Source organism: Kribbella qitaiheensis, from assembly GCF_014217565.1.
In the GTDB taxonomy this organism is placed as follows: Bacteria; Actinomycetota; Actinomycetes; order Propionibacteriales; family Kribbellaceae; genus Kribbella; species Kribbella qitaiheensis_A.
Window position 1 is genome coordinate 4,973,060 of record NZ_CP043661.1, and the last position, 15,424, is coordinate 4,988,483.

A 15,424-nucleotide genomic window follows, 5' to 3' on the forward strand; every position below is an offset into this window, starting at 1 on the left:
GCGACCGGAGCACCACCGCCCCAGCCACAAACCCCCAGCCACAAACCCCTGATGCGGTTGCCGCCTTGATCCGAAGGCTGGCGGTTCAGTTGGTGACGGAGAGGAAGCGGTTGTCGTGGCCGACCAGGACCGTGCCGGTGGTGGCGGGAGCAGGGACGGTTTCGTAGTCGCTCCGGATGGCGTGACGGCTGCCGTCAGCGGTGACCAGAAGAGTGTTGGGGGCATCGATGACGACCAGTTCGTTGCCGTTGTGGAGCACGACCGGAGCGTCGTACCCGGCGGAGATCGCCGTGCGGCCGGCCGCCAGCCCTGCCAGTACTGCGGGGACCAGTTCGTCGGGACCCTCGGCGGCGGCGTCGATGGCTATCCAGGTAGTCGGGATTCCGGGCGTGGTCAAGGAAGCAGGGTTGTGGTAGTCGCTGCCACCGATCGGAGTCGTCGAGCCGAGACCCCAGGCCTGCCACCAGGCGACGGGGCCGCCCCAGCGATGGTCCAGCCAGGAGGAGTGCCAGACCTCTGCCAAGGGTGGGTGCTCCGGGAGCGGGTGGCGCCAGGAGCAGTCACCACCGAGCGGATGGTTGATCGAGAGCAGCCCACCACGTCGGGCGACCTCGGTGACCCAAGCGGAGGCCGGCCGGCGGAAGTCGATGACGCCGATCGCGCCGAAGGCGTTCGCGTGCCCGGCGTCCGTGGTCACCTCTTGCCCGGGGATGAGCCCGATGCCGAACTGCCGGCCCAGCCCAGGCAGCTCGGCGTGATGCGCCTCGGTGTTGTGGTCGGTGATCGCCATGACGTCCAGCCCGGCGGATAACCCCAGCGCCGCGAGGTTGGCGATCGGGGTCGAGCCGTCCGAGTGAAGTGAGTGCGCATGGAAGTCACCCGCCACCCACCGGAGCCCGTCCGCAGCGGGCAATACGCGGCGCGGCGGTCGAGCCGGTACGCCGACAGCCGCCGTCAGCACGGCGTACTCCTCCAGTCCTGGGATCACTGAGACCGGTCCGGTGACAGCCTCGATCACCAGCTCGACGCCCTCGACGGGGACGCGGTGCAGCCCGATGACCACGAACCAGGTCCCAGCCTCCAGCTCACCAGCTACGTACCCAGGCGTAGCAGCGGTAGGAGTGATCGCGAAGGACTGCCGCGCTCCACCGGACCAGCCGCGCCAACCGCTCGCACCCTCGCATCCGAGGTCGATCACCGCGCCCTCGACGTTCGGGACAGTCAGGGTGACCGACAGCCCGTCACAACCAGGTGGGATATCGACCGGTAGCGAATGCCAGACCGATGAAGCCCTGTCGTCGAGGGTCCAGCGCTGGCGGTAGCTGGTGACGGCCATCAGACGGCGGCAGCGGGTTGACGGGCCAGCAGTTCGCCGGACTCCTTGTCGTACAGCAGGACCCGCTGTTCCGATGCCGTGAGGACCACCGGCGTACCAGGAGACGGCTCGTCCTCCTCGGGCACCGTGACGCCGATCAGCGTGCCGGAGCAGTCGACGGTGACGAGTGACTGCGTGCCGAGGTTCTCGGCGACGACTACCGAGCCGCGGATCGCCGGCCCACTCACGTCGCCCGTCGACAGTGTCAGGTACTCCGGTCGTATGCCGACCGTCACCTCCGCCCCGGCCGGTACCGAACCAGTAGTCGCAGGCAACGATCCGCCGGAGACCGAGACGCCGTGCGACGCGACCGTACCGGGCAGCAGGTTCATCGGCGTCGACCCGATGAAGTTGGCCACGAAAGTGTTGGTGGGCCGCGCGAAGACCTCGCGCGGGCTACCGAGCTGCCGCAACTTTCCGGACTGCATCACGGCGATCCGGTCGGCCAGCGCGAGCGCCTCGGCCTGGTCGTGGGTGACGAAGACCGTGGTGATGCCGAGATCCTTCTGCAGCTTCTTCAGGAACGTCCGCGCTTCCAACCGGAGCCGCGCGTCCAGGTTCGACAGGGGCTCGTCCAGCAGGAGCACCTTGCCCTCGGATGCGATCGCTCGCGCCAGCGCGACCCGCTGCTGCTGACCACCGGACAGCTGAGCCGGCCGCCGCTCGAGTAGTCCCTGCAGGGACAGCTCGTCACCGGTCTTCTCCGCGACCGAGGCCCGGGTAGCCGCCGCGACCCGTCGTACCTTCAATGGGTAGGTGATGTTCTCCGAGACCGTCATGTGCGGGAACAGGGCGTAGTCCTGGAAGACCATCGCCACCCCGCGCTTGCCGGGCTCGGTCCTGGTCACGTCGGCCGAGTCGATCCGTACCGTTCCCTCGGTCGCGGACTCCAGTCCGGCGATGGTCCGCAGCAGCGTCGTCTTGCCGCAACCGGACGGACCTAGCAGGGCGAAGAACTCGCCGTCGGCCACCGTCAGGTCCAGCCCGTCGACGGCGCGGACGCCGTTCGGGTAGACGGTCGCGAGGCCTTCGATGTCGATGCCGGCCATCAGCTCTTGATCCCTCCATGGAAGCGGAACCCGTAGCGCGAGTTCACCAACAGATAAAGCACGACCACCGGGATCGAGAACAGCAGCGAGAAGACCGGGATCACCGAGAGGTTGGCGCTGCCGCCCTCGTCGGTGAAGGTCTGCAGCAAGACCGCGCCCGGCTGCTTGTCGATCGACCGGATCAGCAGGAACGGCACCAGGAAGTTGCCCCAGGAGTTCACGAACGCCCAGACCATGATGGTCGCGAGGCCGGGCCGCGCGACCGGCAGCACCACGTCCCGCAGGATCTGCAGCGTAGAGGCGCCGAACACCCGCGCCGACTCCTCGTAGCTCTTCGGTACTGCGTCGACGAAGTCCTTCAGGATGAAGATTGCCGCCGGCAACAGGCCGCCGGTCATCACCAGCGCGACACCGAACCGGGAGTCGATCAGCCCGAGCTGGAACATCATCACGAAGATCGGCACCATCGCAGCGGTCCCGGTGACTACCGACGAGAGCAGCAACAGCCCGTACAGCAAGGCGTCCCGCCCAGGGATCCGCACCCGGGACAGCGCGTAGCTGGCCAGCGCGGCGAAGGCGGTGACGGCCACAGCTGTGGTGATGCAGATCAGTAGCGAGTTCACCATCGAGTGCAGTGCGTACGGATGGTCGAGCGTCTTGCGGACGTTGTCCAACGTCCAGTCCGGCCAGTGCACGCCCAGCCCGGGTGACTTGTCGAAGGGCGCCGAAGCGATCCACAGCATCGGTACTGCGAAGAACAGCGTGATCGCACAGATCAGCACATAGAAGCCGATCCGCCGCACTATGTAGGCAGGGTCGACGTACGCCGGCCTCATGAGCGCCTCCTCAACAGTCGCAGGTAGAGCAGCGCGACCAGCAGGTTCGCGATCAGCAGCAGGAAGGAGATGGCCGACGAGTAGCCGAGCTCACCGCCTTGCAGCGCGACGTTGTAGATGTAGACCGGCACTGTCTCGGACTCGTGGTTCGGCCCGCCCTTGGTGAGCAGGAACGGCGAGAAGTCGTTGGCGGTCCACAGCGAGATCAGCAGCGTGTTGGTCAGCACGTGCCCGCGGATGTGCGGGAACACCACGTCCCGCAGCGTCTGCCAGCCAGAGGCTCCGACCATCCGGGCCGACTCCAGCTGCGACGGTGGCACCGCCTGCAGCGCGGACGAGTAGAGCATCATCGAGAACGCCGTGCCTCGCCAGGTGTTGAACAAGATCAAGCAGACCATCGGGTAGTCGATCAGCCAGGCGGTGCCCTGCGTCCCGAGGATGCTGTTCAACGTGCCCGTGTCCCGGTCGAAGAACGCGATCCACAGGTACGCCACCACGGTCGACGGCAGGATCCAGGCCAGCAGGACGAACCCCTCGACCGTACGGCGTACTGCCGGTCGCGCGCGGCGCATCGTCCAGGCCAGCGCGAAGCCGAGGATGTTCTGGCCGATGATCGCCGACCCGAGCACGAACAGCACGGTCAGCCAGAGCGCGTTGTGGAACAGCGCGTCGTTCAGGGCCTTCGTGTAGTTGGACAGCCCGACGATCGAAGGCGAGACGGCCTCGACACCGGTCAGCCTGTAGTTCGTGATGCCGATGTAGATCGTCCAGATCGCCGGGAAGACGAGGAAGGCGCCGATCAGCAGCAGGGCCGGGGCCAGGAAGCCGACGGCTCGGGTAATGCCGAGCCCGGCGACGTCCTGGGCCGGAGCACGGACCCGTGCCGGGCGTCCCGGCACGGGTGCGGATGCTGTCGTCATCAGTTGCTGGTGACCTTGTCCTTGCTGCCCGCGGCAGCCTCGACAGCGGTCTGGTAGCTCTTCGCCGCGGCGTCGGTGGACTTACCTCCGACCACGTCCGCGGTGGCCTGCTGCAGCGCGGCAGAGATCTTCGGGTACTCCGCCAGACCCGGCCGGTACTGCGTGAGCGGCAGCACCTTGGTCGCGACGAAGTTGAGCATCGGGTCGCCGGCCAGCACCTCGGTGTTGACGTCCGTGCGCTGGGTGATCTTCGCGGCACCGTCCAGCGACGCCTTGACCATCTCTGCCGAGTTCATGAACTGCAGCAACTCCCAGGCCTGCTGCGGGAACTTGGTGTTCGGGTTGATGGCGGTAGCGCCACCGCCGGACATCGAGACGAAGTCCTGGCCCTTGACGCCGCCGCCCGGCTTGCTGGCCGGAATCAGCGCGTAGCCCACCGCGGTGTCCCGGTCGGACATCTTGGCGACGCCCTCCTTGGGCTCCACCACGCTGCGCCACAGGTAGTCACTCTCGAGCAGGATGCCGATCTTGTTCGCGGCGAACTCGGCGAACGACTTGTCCCGGCCCTTGGCCTCGCGCTGCAGCACCGGGTCGCCCAGGGCCGCCGCCGTAGATGCTCTTGTAGAAGTCGAGCACCTGCCGGACCTGTGTGGTGTTGCCGAGCCACTTGCCGTCGCTGTTGATGGTCGCGCCGGTACCCACCAGGAGCGGCAGCACACCTTGCATCGCGGTGGCCTCGCCCATCGCCGTACCGGCGTTGATCTGGACCGGGGTGACGCCGGGGAGCTTCTTCAACGCCTGAGCCGCGCTGATGATCTCGTCCCACGACTTCGGCTGCCAGTCGGCCGGCAATCCGGCCTGGTGGAAGAGCTTCTTGTTGAAGAACAGCACCCGGCCGTCGGTGCCACCCGGTAGGCCGTACCGCTTGCCGTCGTACGAGCCGAGCTGCTGGACCGACTCCGGGATCTGCTTCCACCCGTCCCAGTCGTCCACCTTGGCGGCATCGCCGACCGTGTCGGTGAGCGGCTTGATGTAGCCGGCCTGGGCGAACTCGCCGACCCAGATGCCGTCGAGGTTGAACAGGTCAGGGCCGGCCTTGTTGGACAGGTTGAGCGCGAGTTTCTGCTTGTAGACCTCGTCGTCCGAGCCGTCGCCCTGGAACTTCACCGTGACGTCGACGCCCTTGGCCTTCTGGGCCTCGACGAACTTGGGGATCAGGACGTCTTCGGTAAAGGTCGCGCCGGCGCTGCTCTTGCCGCCCTTGACCGAGTTCGCGCCGATCGTCAGCTCGACCTTCTTGGCGTCGGAGTTGCGGTTCGCGTCCTGGTCGCCGGACTTGTCGCCGGACGAACCGAGACAGCCGGTCAGCAGCAGGGTGGCGGCCGAGCCGAGGACGGCCAGCCGGGACAACCGCGAGATTCGTCGCATCAGGGGGGCTCCTTGCGGGGGTCGGTGCAGGCGATGCCGGTCCACCTTGGCACTCGGGAAGAACTATGTGAAGACATTTACTACGAAGATTCGCAAAACGTTGTGACTTTCCTACCAACGGTTGCCGGGAGCTACTTCGCAGAGTCACCGGAATCCGTCAAATTAGATGCAGGCGGCAAGCATTGCGGTGAAGTTGAAGTTAGCTCGCGGTTTCATCACAAAGAGTCCGCTTCTAGATACACAGGGTTACTGCGGCGGGTAGCGTCAGTGCCGATCGGGTTCCCTGGAAACGGAGGTGACGAAATGTTGCTCGGACTTCTGGACGACCTTCTCGGATGTGGCTACTACTGGCACCATCACTGGCACGACTACTGCTGCTGGTGGTGATCCGGCGGCGGTGATCGGAAGTCTCCGCTGACGCGCAAGCAGCGGATGCCGACCGGATCCACCGCTCCACCGCTCCACCACTCGAGCACGCAACGGTTCACAACTGAAGCAAGTCGGTTCACCAGCGAAAGGACCGAAAAGAAGCGGCCGGCCCCGAGATCGTCGGGGCCGGCCGTCCTCTGTGTGGCTGAGGATCCTCCTCGGTCAGCGCCTGGCCAGCTGCATCATCTGCTTCGGCAGAGTCGTCATCTGCGCCGGAACCGGGCTCTTGGCCCGGACCAGGTCGAGAAGGCTCGTCGCGGCGTTCGCGATCGGCAGCGGCAGGGCCAGGCCCAGCGATGCCAGCAGTGCGTTCACGAGTGCCAGTATCGCGCCAAGGATGTCCAGGCCCGGCAGCGGCAGTGCGCTCCAGCCCTGGTACGGAGCGCCGGTGGCCGCCAGGTCGCCGGTCGGCTGGGCCTGCTTGGCCTTGCCCTTACCGAGCAGCGAGCTGAGTGCCAGTCCACTCGCCGCGTTGGTGAAGGAGCCGCTGCTCTCGTCGTAGTTCCACTTCTGGCCGGCCCCGTCGCGGCAGGGCAGCACCAGAACCGGCGCGTCCGCCGGCGGCGTGACCAGGTCCGCGCCGGTGTCCAGGCAGGCGCCTGTCTTGGCAAGGGCGCCACCGACGCTCTTGCTCATCGCCACCTGCAGCTGGCCCTTGGCGGTGCGGACCCATTCCTGGGTCTTGCCCTCCTTGCCAGGAGCGCACGCCATCATCACTGCCATCGGCACCTTGTTCGCGGTGACGAAGGTGAGGCAGTAGCGGGTGTCGGCCCGGCTGGCGATCTGCTTCACGACGCCCACCTCGACGCCCGGTGGTGGGCCTACCGGCTGGGACGGTGCGGCTGCCTGCGCCGGGATGGCCGTGGCCAGGGCGACGCTGACGGCGAGCACTGCGACGCCGGTGCGACTCAAAATTCTACGGATGATCAAGACAACCTCCAGAGGTCGTGCTATCTCGCGGCATCAGGTCGTCGGGACCCGAGGCGAGGAGCGTGTCCGGTTCCGGGAACCGCGACGACATCCCAAGCGCTGTGGGATGAGGTGCGGGTCGATCCCCCGTGAGGAGGCGGTGTGGCCCGGAAGGCCGAAGTGACTCAACGCGACGTTGACGCCACGACCAGTAATACACAAGAGGTCCGGAGGTGGTGATGGACATTTGATGTCACTTGATGCCAATGGCAACTAATTGCCAGCATCGAACAGTTGCCCAAGGCATCGAAATCTGGCTGCAGGATCGCCGTGCCCCGGCTGTACGACGGCTGTGCCTCGATCGAGATAGTGCAACTTTTTCTATCTCTTCATGCCCTTGGGGGAAAGAACCTTCATTTCCCGTTTTCGGTGCCTTCGGCAACAATATGGCGGTCGGTGGCGAGCCGGTCCGCCTCGTCGAGGTCGACGGTGCGGCTGCTCTCGTCCGCGTCGACGTCGGCGTGGTGGCTGTGGCGGTCGCCGTGGCCGTCGGTCTCGTCGTGATCGGCGGTGGTGGCTGTCGCGCCGCCGGTCGGTTCGGTGGCCGACGGGGTGGTGGCGACCTGCTGGCGGAGCTCCTTGACCTCCTTGTGCCGGCGGTAGCCGCGACCGAGTCCCTTCTTCATCAACCACAGGCCGAGGAACAGAGCGATCCCCGCCGCGGCGCCGAGGAAGAACAGGGTCGGAACGGACAGCCCGAAGTCGACGCCGAAGACGGACATCCTGGTCGAGTCGCCGGATGAGACCGAGACGCCCAGACCGAAGAGGACGGCCAGGACGATCAAGACGATTCCAAGGGCCAGCATGATCGCTGCCTTTCTTCCAGCAGCCGAACTGCTGGCGGTTTAGGCCTGAAGGAGGGCTGTGAGCAGCGCTACGGCGCCGCCCTTGTCGAGTGGGTTGTTCCCGTTCCCACATTTGGGTGACTGTACGCACGACGGGCATCCATCCATGCACTCACAGTGTGCTATCGCCTCACGTGTCGCGGTCAACCACTCGCGCGCCGCCGCGTAGCCGTGTTCTGCGAATCCGGCCCCGCCCGGGTGGCCGTCGTACACGAAGACCGTCAGCCTGCCGGTGTCCGCGTGCTTGGCGGTGGAGACGCCGCCGATGTCCCACCGGTCGCAGGTGGCGAACAGCGGAAGCAGCCCGATCGACGCGTGCTCGGCCGCGTGCGCGGCCCCCGGTACGTCGGTCAGCCCGAGTCCTTCGACCAGGGCGTCGGGCATGGTCCACCAGACCGCTTTGGTCCGCAGCGTGCGCTCAGGGAGGTCCAGCGGCTGCTCGTCCAGGATGTTGCCGGTCACGAGTTCCTTGCGCTGGTACGAGATCACCTGGCTGGTCACCTGGACCCAGCCGCGCGACAACTCCGCCGAGCCCCAGGCGCTGCTCCGCTCGGTGGCGAGGATGCCGATCTCCGTCTTGTCCCGGGCGAACGTGCTGTAGTCGGGGGAAGCCTGCTCGACGATCGCGGCGTGGCCCTCCAGATCCAGGCTGCGGACGAGATAGGACTCGCCGGCATGGATGTAGACCGCGCCCTCGTGCACGCTCGCGTGGGCCGAACCGCCGTCCACTGTCCCGAGCAACCGGCCGGTCCGGTCTTCCACGATCTGCACGGTCTTGCCGCCGGCGGAGCGGATGTCGATCGCGTCGACAGCCCGATCCCGCCGCGTCCAGAACCAGCCGTGCGGCCGCTCCCGCAGCAGACCTTGCCGGACCAGCTGGCCGATCACGTTCTCGGTGGTGGCTCCGAAAATCTCGTAGTCGGCCGGTGTGAGCGGTAGCTCCTGGGCTGCCGCGCAGAGCTGCGGCCCGAGCACGTACGGATTCTCCGGGTTGAACACGGTCGCCTCGACCGGCCGTCCGAAGATCGCCTGTGGGTGCCGGACCAAATAGGTATCGAGTGGGTCGTCCCTGGCGACCAGTAGCGCCAGCGCGTCTCCACCGGTCCGCCCGGCTCGCCCTGCTTGCTGCCAGAGCGACGCCCTCGTCCCTGGCCAGCCAGACAGCAGTACTGCGTCCAGCCCAGCGATGTCGATCCCCAGCTCCAGTGCGTTGGTCGCTGCGACTCCGGTGAGCTCCCCGCTTTGCAGCATGCTCTCCAGCCGGCGCCGCTCCTCCGGGAGATACCCAGCCCGGTACGCCGATACCTGGTTGGCCAGAGCGGGATCCACCTCGGCAAGGTTGTCCCGTGCCGTCATCGCGACCGTCTCGGCGCCACGCCTGGATCTGACGAAGGCCACCGTCCTCACCCCGGACACCACCAGGTCGGTGAGCAGATCCGCGACCTCAGCCGTAGCGGAACGGCGTACGGGCGCTCCGTTCTCTCCTCTTGACGTGGTCAGCGGCGGCTCCCACAGCCCGAAGGAGATGCCGCCGCGGGGTGAACCGTCCGCGACCACCTCCACCATCGGCAGGCCTGTCAGCCGTTCACCCCATACCGCGGGCTCGGCAACCGTCGCGGAAGCACAGATGAAGATCGGGTGAGCGCCGTACTGCGCGCAGACGCGTCGGAGCCGGCGCAGTATCCCGGCGACATGTGCGCCGAACACGCCGCGGTAGTGGTGGCACTCGTCGACCACTACGTACTGCAAGCAGCCGAGGAACCGGGCCCAGCGCTGGTGGTTGGGCAGCACCGATCGATGCAGCATGTCGGGATTGCTCAATACATAGGTGGCGTGGTCGCGCGCCCAGTCCCGCTCGGTCCGCTCCGAGTCACCGTCGAGCGTGGTCGGCCGCAGCCCGGGCACGGAGTACGCCGAGACTGCGCGCAACTGGTCGTGCGCCAGCGCCTTGGTGGGGGACAAGTACAGAACAGACGCCGTACGCCGATGAGGTGACGCCGCCTGGGCAATGCTCAGAGTGGCGAAGGCGGGCAGCAAGTAGCCGAGTGACTTACCGGAGGCCGTGCCGGTGGCAACGACCACATGCTTGCCGCTGTAGGCAGCCTCGGCTGTCGCGACCTGATGGGTCCACGGCTCGGTCACGCCGGCATCGGCCAGTTGGCTCAGCACTTCGGGCGGCACCCAACGCGGCCAGCTGCCGGTCTGTCCCTGCCGTGGTGGCACGAATTCGACGTGGGTGAGCCGTTCTGCCCGGCCGGGTCCGGCAGCCAAGCGTTTGAGTACGACCGCTGCCTCACCGCCGTTCTGCATCTGCCCACTCACCGCCCTCACGCATACCGCGAGCGTAGTGGTGGCCATCGACAACCATGACGCGGCGATGGGACCGGGGAGGTGCACGAGCGGATGCCGACGGCGGATGCACGCCTCAATTTTGCCGGAGGGTCGACGCGGGATGAGCCGAGGTGAAAGAGTTTTCCGCAACGGCCCTACTCACGGTCCGTACATGGTTGAATGCAACAGTTCACGGGATCGGAGGCCGAAGTGGATCTGTCGCTGACGACGCGCACGGAGGGCGGGCGCACCGTCGTCGAGGTGGGCGGGGAGGTCGACGTCTACACCGCGCCGAAGCTGCGCGAGACTCTCGTCTCGCTGGTCGACGCGGGGCAGTACGAGTTGGTTGTAGACCTTGAAAGAGTGGAGTTTCTGGACTCGACCGGACTGGGGGTCCTGGTCGGCGGACTGAAACGGGTGCGTACCCACGACGGGTCGCTGTCGCTGGTCTGTACGCAGGAACGGTTGCTGAAGATCTTCCGGATCACCGGCCTGACGAAGGTTTTCGACATCCACCCGGATGTCGCCTCGGCGATCTGAGCCGGGGGAGCAGGTAGCCCTGTAACTACGCAGGGTGAGCTGCCGCTCGACCCGCCCGGGTATGGCGTAGACCACCCTGTCATCAGGTCTGGTCGAATACCCGTTAGAGTGACCCACCGCGCCAGGTCATTGGCGCTGTTTTGTATTTCCCAACCCTTCGGTAGCGGCTTACGGGGCCGTCAAGCCCAGAGGGGTTGCCAACAAGGAGGACGGATGTCCGCGACGCTTGCTGTACAAGCGGTGGATCTTTCGTCGAGCAACACCACGCTGGTCATCGTCGTCGGAGTGATCGCGATCTTCGCGGTCGCCATCGCGATGGTGTTCCGCGGTCAGGTGCTTGCCGCGAACGATGGCACCGAGAGTATGAAGACGATCGCCCAGGCGGTCCAGGAAGGTGCATCGGCCTACCTGAACCGCCAGTTCAAGACGCTGTCGATCTTCGCTGTGGTGGCTTTCCTGCTGCTGTTCCTGCTGCCTGTGCACAGTGACGGCGACAACGACACCACGCTGAAGATCTTCCGCTCGATCTTCTTCCTGATCGGGGCGGGCTTCTCCGCCACGATCGGCTACCTGGGCATGTGGCTCGCGACCCGGGCCAACGTCCGCGTCGCGGCGGCCGCACGGGACGAAGGGCGCGAACCCGCCATGCGCGTCGCGTTCCGGACCGGTGGAACGGTCGGAATGGCGACCGTCGGCCTCGGCCTGTTCGGTGCGGCCCTGGTGGTGCTGCTCTTCAAGGGTGACGCCCCGACGGTGCTGGAAGGCTTCGGCTTCGGCGCCGCCATGCTCGCCATGTTCATGCGGGTCGGCGGTGGCATCTTCACCAAGGCCGCCGACGTCGGCGCGGACCTGGTCGGCAAGGTCGAGCAGAACATCCCCGAGGACGACCCCCGGAACGCGGCGACCATCGCCGACAACGTGGGCGACAACGTCGGTGACTGCGCCGGTATGGCCGCTGACCTGTTCGAGTCGTACGCCGTCATGCTGGTCGCCTCGCTGATCCTCGGCAAGGCAGCCTTCGGCGAGCAGGGCCTGGTCTTCCCGCTGATCGTGCCGGCCATCGGTGCCGTCACCGCGGTGATCGGTGTCTTCCTGACCAAGCCGCGCGCCGGCGAGAACGGCCTGAAGACGATCAACCGGGCGTTCTACATCTCGGCCGCGTTCTCAGCGGTCCTGTGTGCGATCGCCGCGTTCGTCTACCTGCCGAGCAAGTTCGGTGACCTGACCGGCGCGACCGAGAAGATCGCCGCGCAGGACGGTGACCCCCGGGTCATCGCGACGGTCTCCGTCATCATCGGCATCGTGCTGGCCGCGATCATCCTGGCCCTGACCGGTTACTTCACCGGTACCGAGGACAAGCCGGTCCAGGACGTCGGCCGCACGTCGCTGACCGGTGCCGCGACCGTCATCCTGTCCGGTATCTCGGTCGGCTTCGAGTCCGCCGTCTACACCGCCCTGGTGATCGCCGCTGCTGTCTACGGCGCCTTCCTGGTCGGTGGTTCCGGTGTGCTCGCGCTGTTCGCGATCGCGCTGGCCGGTGGCGGTCTGCTCACCACCGTCGGTGTCATCGTCGCGATGGACACCTTCGGTCCGGTCTCCGACAACGCACAGGGCATCGCTGAGATGTCCGGTGACGTGGACGGCGAAGCGGCCCAGATCCTGACCGAGCTGGATGCCGTCGGTAACACCACCAAGGCGATCACCAAGGGCATCGCGATCGCCACCGCGGTACTGGCGGCGACCGCACTGTTCGGTTCCTACACGGACTCGATCTACGCGGTGCTGAACGATGCCGGTGACGCCGCGTTCAACGCCGACGCGCTGGTCTTCGACCCGTCGACGCTGGTCGGCCTGATCGTCGGTGCGGCCGTCGTCTTCATGTTCTCCGGACTGCTGATCAACGCCGTCGGCCGCGCCGCCGGCGCGGTCGTCTACGAGGTCCGTCGCCAGTTCCGCGACATCCCCGGGATCATGGAAGGCACGGGCAAGCCGGAGTACGGCAAGGTCGTCGACATCTGCACCCGTGACTCGCTGCGGGAGCTGGCCACCCCTGGTCTGCTCGCGATCGCGGCCCCGATCGCCGTCGGTTTCGGGCTGGGCGCCTCGGCGCTGGCCGGCTACCTGGCCGGCGCGATCGCCAGCGGCACCCTGATGGCCGTCTTCCTGGCCAACTCCGGTGGCGCCTGGGACAACGCGAAGAAGCTGGTCGAGGACGGGAACCACGGCGGCAAGGGTTCGCCGGCACACGAGGCCACCATCATCGGTGACACCGTGGGCGACCCGTTCAAGGACACCGCCGGCCCGGCCATCAACCCGCTGATCAAGGTGATGAACCTGGTCTCGGTGCTGATCGCCCCGGCAGTGGTCGGAATGTCGAAGATCGGCGAGGACACCAACACCCCGCTGCGGATTGCCATCGCCCTGGTGGCGCTGGTCGTCATCATCGCGGCAGTGATCGTCTCCAAGCGCCGGGAGTCCGTCATCTCGGACACCCCGGCCGAGGTGAACGCGGCCGCTTGATCTGAGCACAGCACGAAACGCAAGGCCCGCCGGAGCTTTCCGGCGGGCCTTGCGTTTTGTATACCGCCGTTCTCCGTACTTTCGGTGGTTCGGAATCGACTTTCGGCTGATGCGTCCGCCGGGCGGGTGAGGGATCGTCGGGGACGGGTCAGGGAGTCAACCGATGGCGCAGGGCCTGACAGCAACGGCAGAATCCACCCAGAGGTGGACACACCGGATCCGCCCGGGGTCCGATGTGATGACCCGACCTGGCCTCGATACTGATAGCTACAGCTCGCCCGAAAGGTCTACTGGCGCGCCACCGAACGAGGAGTACGGCGATGATCGAGGCAAACGGCCTCACCAAGCGATACGGCGCAACCGTTGCCGTTGACAACCTGTCTTTCGAGGTCAAACCCGGCAAGGTGACCGGCTTCCTCGGCCCGAACGGGGCCGGCAAGTCCACCACCATGCGGATGATCCTCGGGCTCGACACCCCGACCGCCGGCGATGTCCGCATCGACGGCCAGCACTACCGCGACCTGCGGCAGCCGCTGACCAAGATCGGCGCCCTGCTGGACGCCAAGTGGGTGCACCCGAACCGCTCGGCCCGGGCCCACCTGGCCTGGATGGCCGCCTCCAACAAGCTGCCGAAGTCGAGTGTCGACAAGGTCCTGGAGATGGTCGGCCTCAGCTCCGTCGCGAACAAGCGCGCCGGAGCCTACTCACTGGGTATGTCGCAGCGCCTCGGAATCGCCGGCGCCCTGCTCGGCGACCCGGAGATCCTGCTCTTCGACGAGCCGGTCAACGGCCTCGACCCGGAAGGCATCGTCTGGATCCGGACCTTCATGCACCGGCTGGCCGATGAGGGCCGGACCGTGCTGGTCTCCAGCCACCTGCTCTCCGAGATGGCCCTGACCGCCGAGGAACTGATCGTGATCGGCCGCGGCAAGCTGATCATGCAGAGCACCACGACGGAGTTCGTCGACCGCGCCAGCGGCACCACCATCAAGGTCCGCAGCCCGCAGCTGGACCAGCTCCAGGACGTTCTGCAGCAGCAGCAACTGGTGACCCGGATCGAGGACGTCGAGGACCAGGGCAAGGTCCTGTTCATCGAGGGCGACGTGTCCACCGACCAGATCGGTGAGACCGCAGCCGCGCAAAGCATCACGCTGCACGAGCTGACCCTGCAGCGGGGTTCGTTGGAGGCGGCGTTCATGCAGATGACCGGCGACTCCGTCCAGTACCACGCGCAGGACGAGATCGCGGCTGTGGCCGCGGTTCCGCCGGTCTCCGGCGCCGAGGTGGCCGCCGGGCCGAAGGAGGACAACTGACATGTCGGTCATCGCAGTAGAGCGGATCAAGCTCTTCTCCACCCGCTCACCGTGGTGGTGCATGATCATCGCGGCCGTGCTGAGTATCGGCCTGGCCTCGCTCTTCACCGGCTTCATCAAGAGTGCCGATGAGCAGCAGGCGACGGTCTTCATCACCCAGGGCGGAGCGCAGCTCAGCCAGATGGTGATGATGGTGATGGCCGCGCTGGCCGTCACCACCGAGTACCGGTTCGGCACCATCCGGACCAGTTTCCAGGCGGTTCCGCAGCGGGCCAGCCTCCTGCTCGGCAAGACCGCCGTCGTGGCGGCGCTGGCCGGCATCGTCGGCCTGGTTGCCTCCTTCGGCGCCTGGGCGGTCGGCAACCTGTTCGTGAACTCGGACGCGATGGCCATCGACACGGCCGCCGAGTGGCGGCTGGTGGCCGGGCAGGGTCTCGTGTTCGCGCTCTCCGCCGTGATCGCCATCGCGGTCGGCATCCTGATCCGGCAGAGCGCCGGTGCGGTGGCGATCCTGATCCTGTGGCCGCTGGCCGTGGAGAACCTGTTCAACCTGATCCCGAAGGTCGGCGACGACATGGCGCACTGGTCGCCGTTCGCCAACGCCAGCTCCTTCCTGAACCAGGGACAGGACTTCGGGCTGGCCGGTGGCCAGGGCGGCGACTACGCGATGGGTCCGTGGCTGGCGCTGCTGTACTTCGCCGGCTGGGCGGCTGTGCTGCTCACCATCGCCCTGTTCAGCGCGAGCAGGCGGGACGCCTGATATTCGCTGACTGTTGGACGGTTGGCCGACCGGTGGTCGGCTGACGGGGGTAGAAAGGCCCGGCCGGGCTGAGGGGTCCTGGTCGATTGCGGCCCGTGGAGCATCCACC

The 15,424-nt window shown here is 66.8% G+C and carries 13 protein-coding genes; 4 read left to right on the forward strand and 9 right to left on the reverse strand.

Annotation, left to right across the window (positions count from 1 at the left end):
* Positions 1-85: 85 nt before the first annotated feature.
* From F1D05_RS23565 to F1D05_RS23600, 9 genes are all read right to left on the reverse strand, one after another.
* Complete coding sequence (locus F1D05_RS23565) at positions 86-1,336, reverse strand: CehA/McbA family metallohydrolase (protein ID WP_185442482.1); 1,251 nt, start codon at positions 1,334-1,336, stop codon at positions 86-88.
* Positions 1,336-2,424 (reverse strand): ABC transporter ATP-binding protein, encoded by a 1,089-nt coding sequence (locus tag F1D05_RS23570; RefSeq protein WP_185442484.1) that lies wholly within the window; start codon positions 2,422-2,424, stop codon positions 1,336-1,338. Before F1D05_RS23570 ends, F1D05_RS23565 begins: the two co-directional genes overlap by 1 nt.
* On the reverse strand, positions 2,424-3,260 hold the full coding sequence (locus tag F1D05_RS23575) for a carbohydrate ABC transporter permease (RefSeq protein WP_185442486.1): 837 nt from the start codon (positions 3,258-3,260) through the stop codon (positions 2,424-2,426). Before F1D05_RS23575 ends, F1D05_RS23570 begins: the two co-directional genes overlap by 1 nt.
* Positions 3,257-4,180, reverse strand: a complete 924-nt coding sequence (locus tag F1D05_RS23580; RefSeq protein WP_246485904.1) for a carbohydrate ABC transporter permease — start codon at positions 4,178-4,180, stop codon at positions 3,257-3,259. Before F1D05_RS23580 ends, F1D05_RS23575 begins: the two co-directional genes overlap by 4 nt.
* The gene (locus F1D05_RS40730) at positions 4,180-4,767 is read right to left on the reverse strand and encodes a hypothetical protein (RefSeq protein WP_246485905.1); all 588 of its coding nucleotides are present in this window, start codon (positions 4,765-4,767) and stop codon (positions 4,180-4,182) included. The genes F1D05_RS23580 and F1D05_RS40730 overlap by 1 nt, the downstream gene beginning before the upstream one ends.
* Positions 4,685-5,608 carry an ABC transporter substrate-binding protein gene (locus F1D05_RS40735; protein ID WP_246485906.1) on the reverse strand — a complete coding sequence of 308 codons (924 nt, stop codon included), beginning with the start codon at positions 5,606-5,608 and terminating at the stop codon, positions 4,685-4,687. Before F1D05_RS40735 ends, F1D05_RS40730 begins: the two co-directional genes overlap by 83 nt.
* Before the next feature lie 591 nt (positions 5,609-6,199).
* Complete coding sequence (locus tag F1D05_RS23590) at positions 6,200-6,967, reverse strand: ricin-type beta-trefoil lectin domain protein (protein ID WP_185442488.1); 768 nt, start codon at positions 6,965-6,967, stop codon at positions 6,200-6,202.
* 392 nt (positions 6,968-7,359) lie between these two features.
* A complete protein-coding gene (locus tag F1D05_RS23595; protein ID WP_185442490.1) occupies positions 7,360-7,812 on the reverse strand; it encodes a hypothetical protein in 453 nt (150 codons plus the stop codon).
* A 39-nt stretch (positions 7,813-7,851) separates the two neighbouring features.
* Positions 7,852-10,209: a DEAD/DEAH box helicase gene (locus F1D05_RS23600; RefSeq protein ID WP_246485907.1), complete on the reverse strand. Its 2,358-nt coding sequence runs from the start codon at positions 10,207-10,209 to the stop codon at positions 7,852-7,854.
* Between the two features lie 183 nt (positions 10,210-10,392).
* Here F1D05_RS23600 and F1D05_RS23605 point away from each other — a divergent pair, with 183 nt between their 5' ends.
* The 4 genes from F1D05_RS23605 to F1D05_RS23620 all read left to right on the forward strand — a co-directional run bounded on the left by F1D05_RS23605 (position 10,393) and on the right by F1D05_RS23620 (position 15,315).
* Positions 10,393-10,722, forward strand: coding sequence for an STAS domain-containing protein (locus tag F1D05_RS23605; RefSeq protein ID WP_185442492.1), 330 nt, complete (start codon positions 10,393-10,395; stop codon positions 10,720-10,722).
* Positions 10,723-10,935: 213 nt separating this feature from the next.
* Entirely contained in the window at positions 10,936-13,242 is a 2,307-nt protein-coding gene (locus tag F1D05_RS23610; protein ID WP_185442494.1) for a sodium-translocating pyrophosphatase, read from the forward strand.
* A 320-nt stretch (positions 13,243-13,562) separates the two neighbouring features.
* Positions 13,563-14,555 (forward strand): ABC transporter ATP-binding protein, encoded by a 993-nt coding sequence (locus F1D05_RS23615; protein ID WP_185442496.1) that lies wholly within the window; start codon positions 13,563-13,565, stop codon positions 14,553-14,555.
* 1 nt (position 14,556) lies between these two features.
* On the forward strand, positions 14,557-15,315 hold the full coding sequence (locus F1D05_RS23620) for a hypothetical protein (protein ID WP_185442497.1): 759 nt from the start codon (positions 14,557-14,559) through the stop codon (positions 15,313-15,315).
* Positions 15,316-15,424 lie beyond the last annotated feature (109 nt).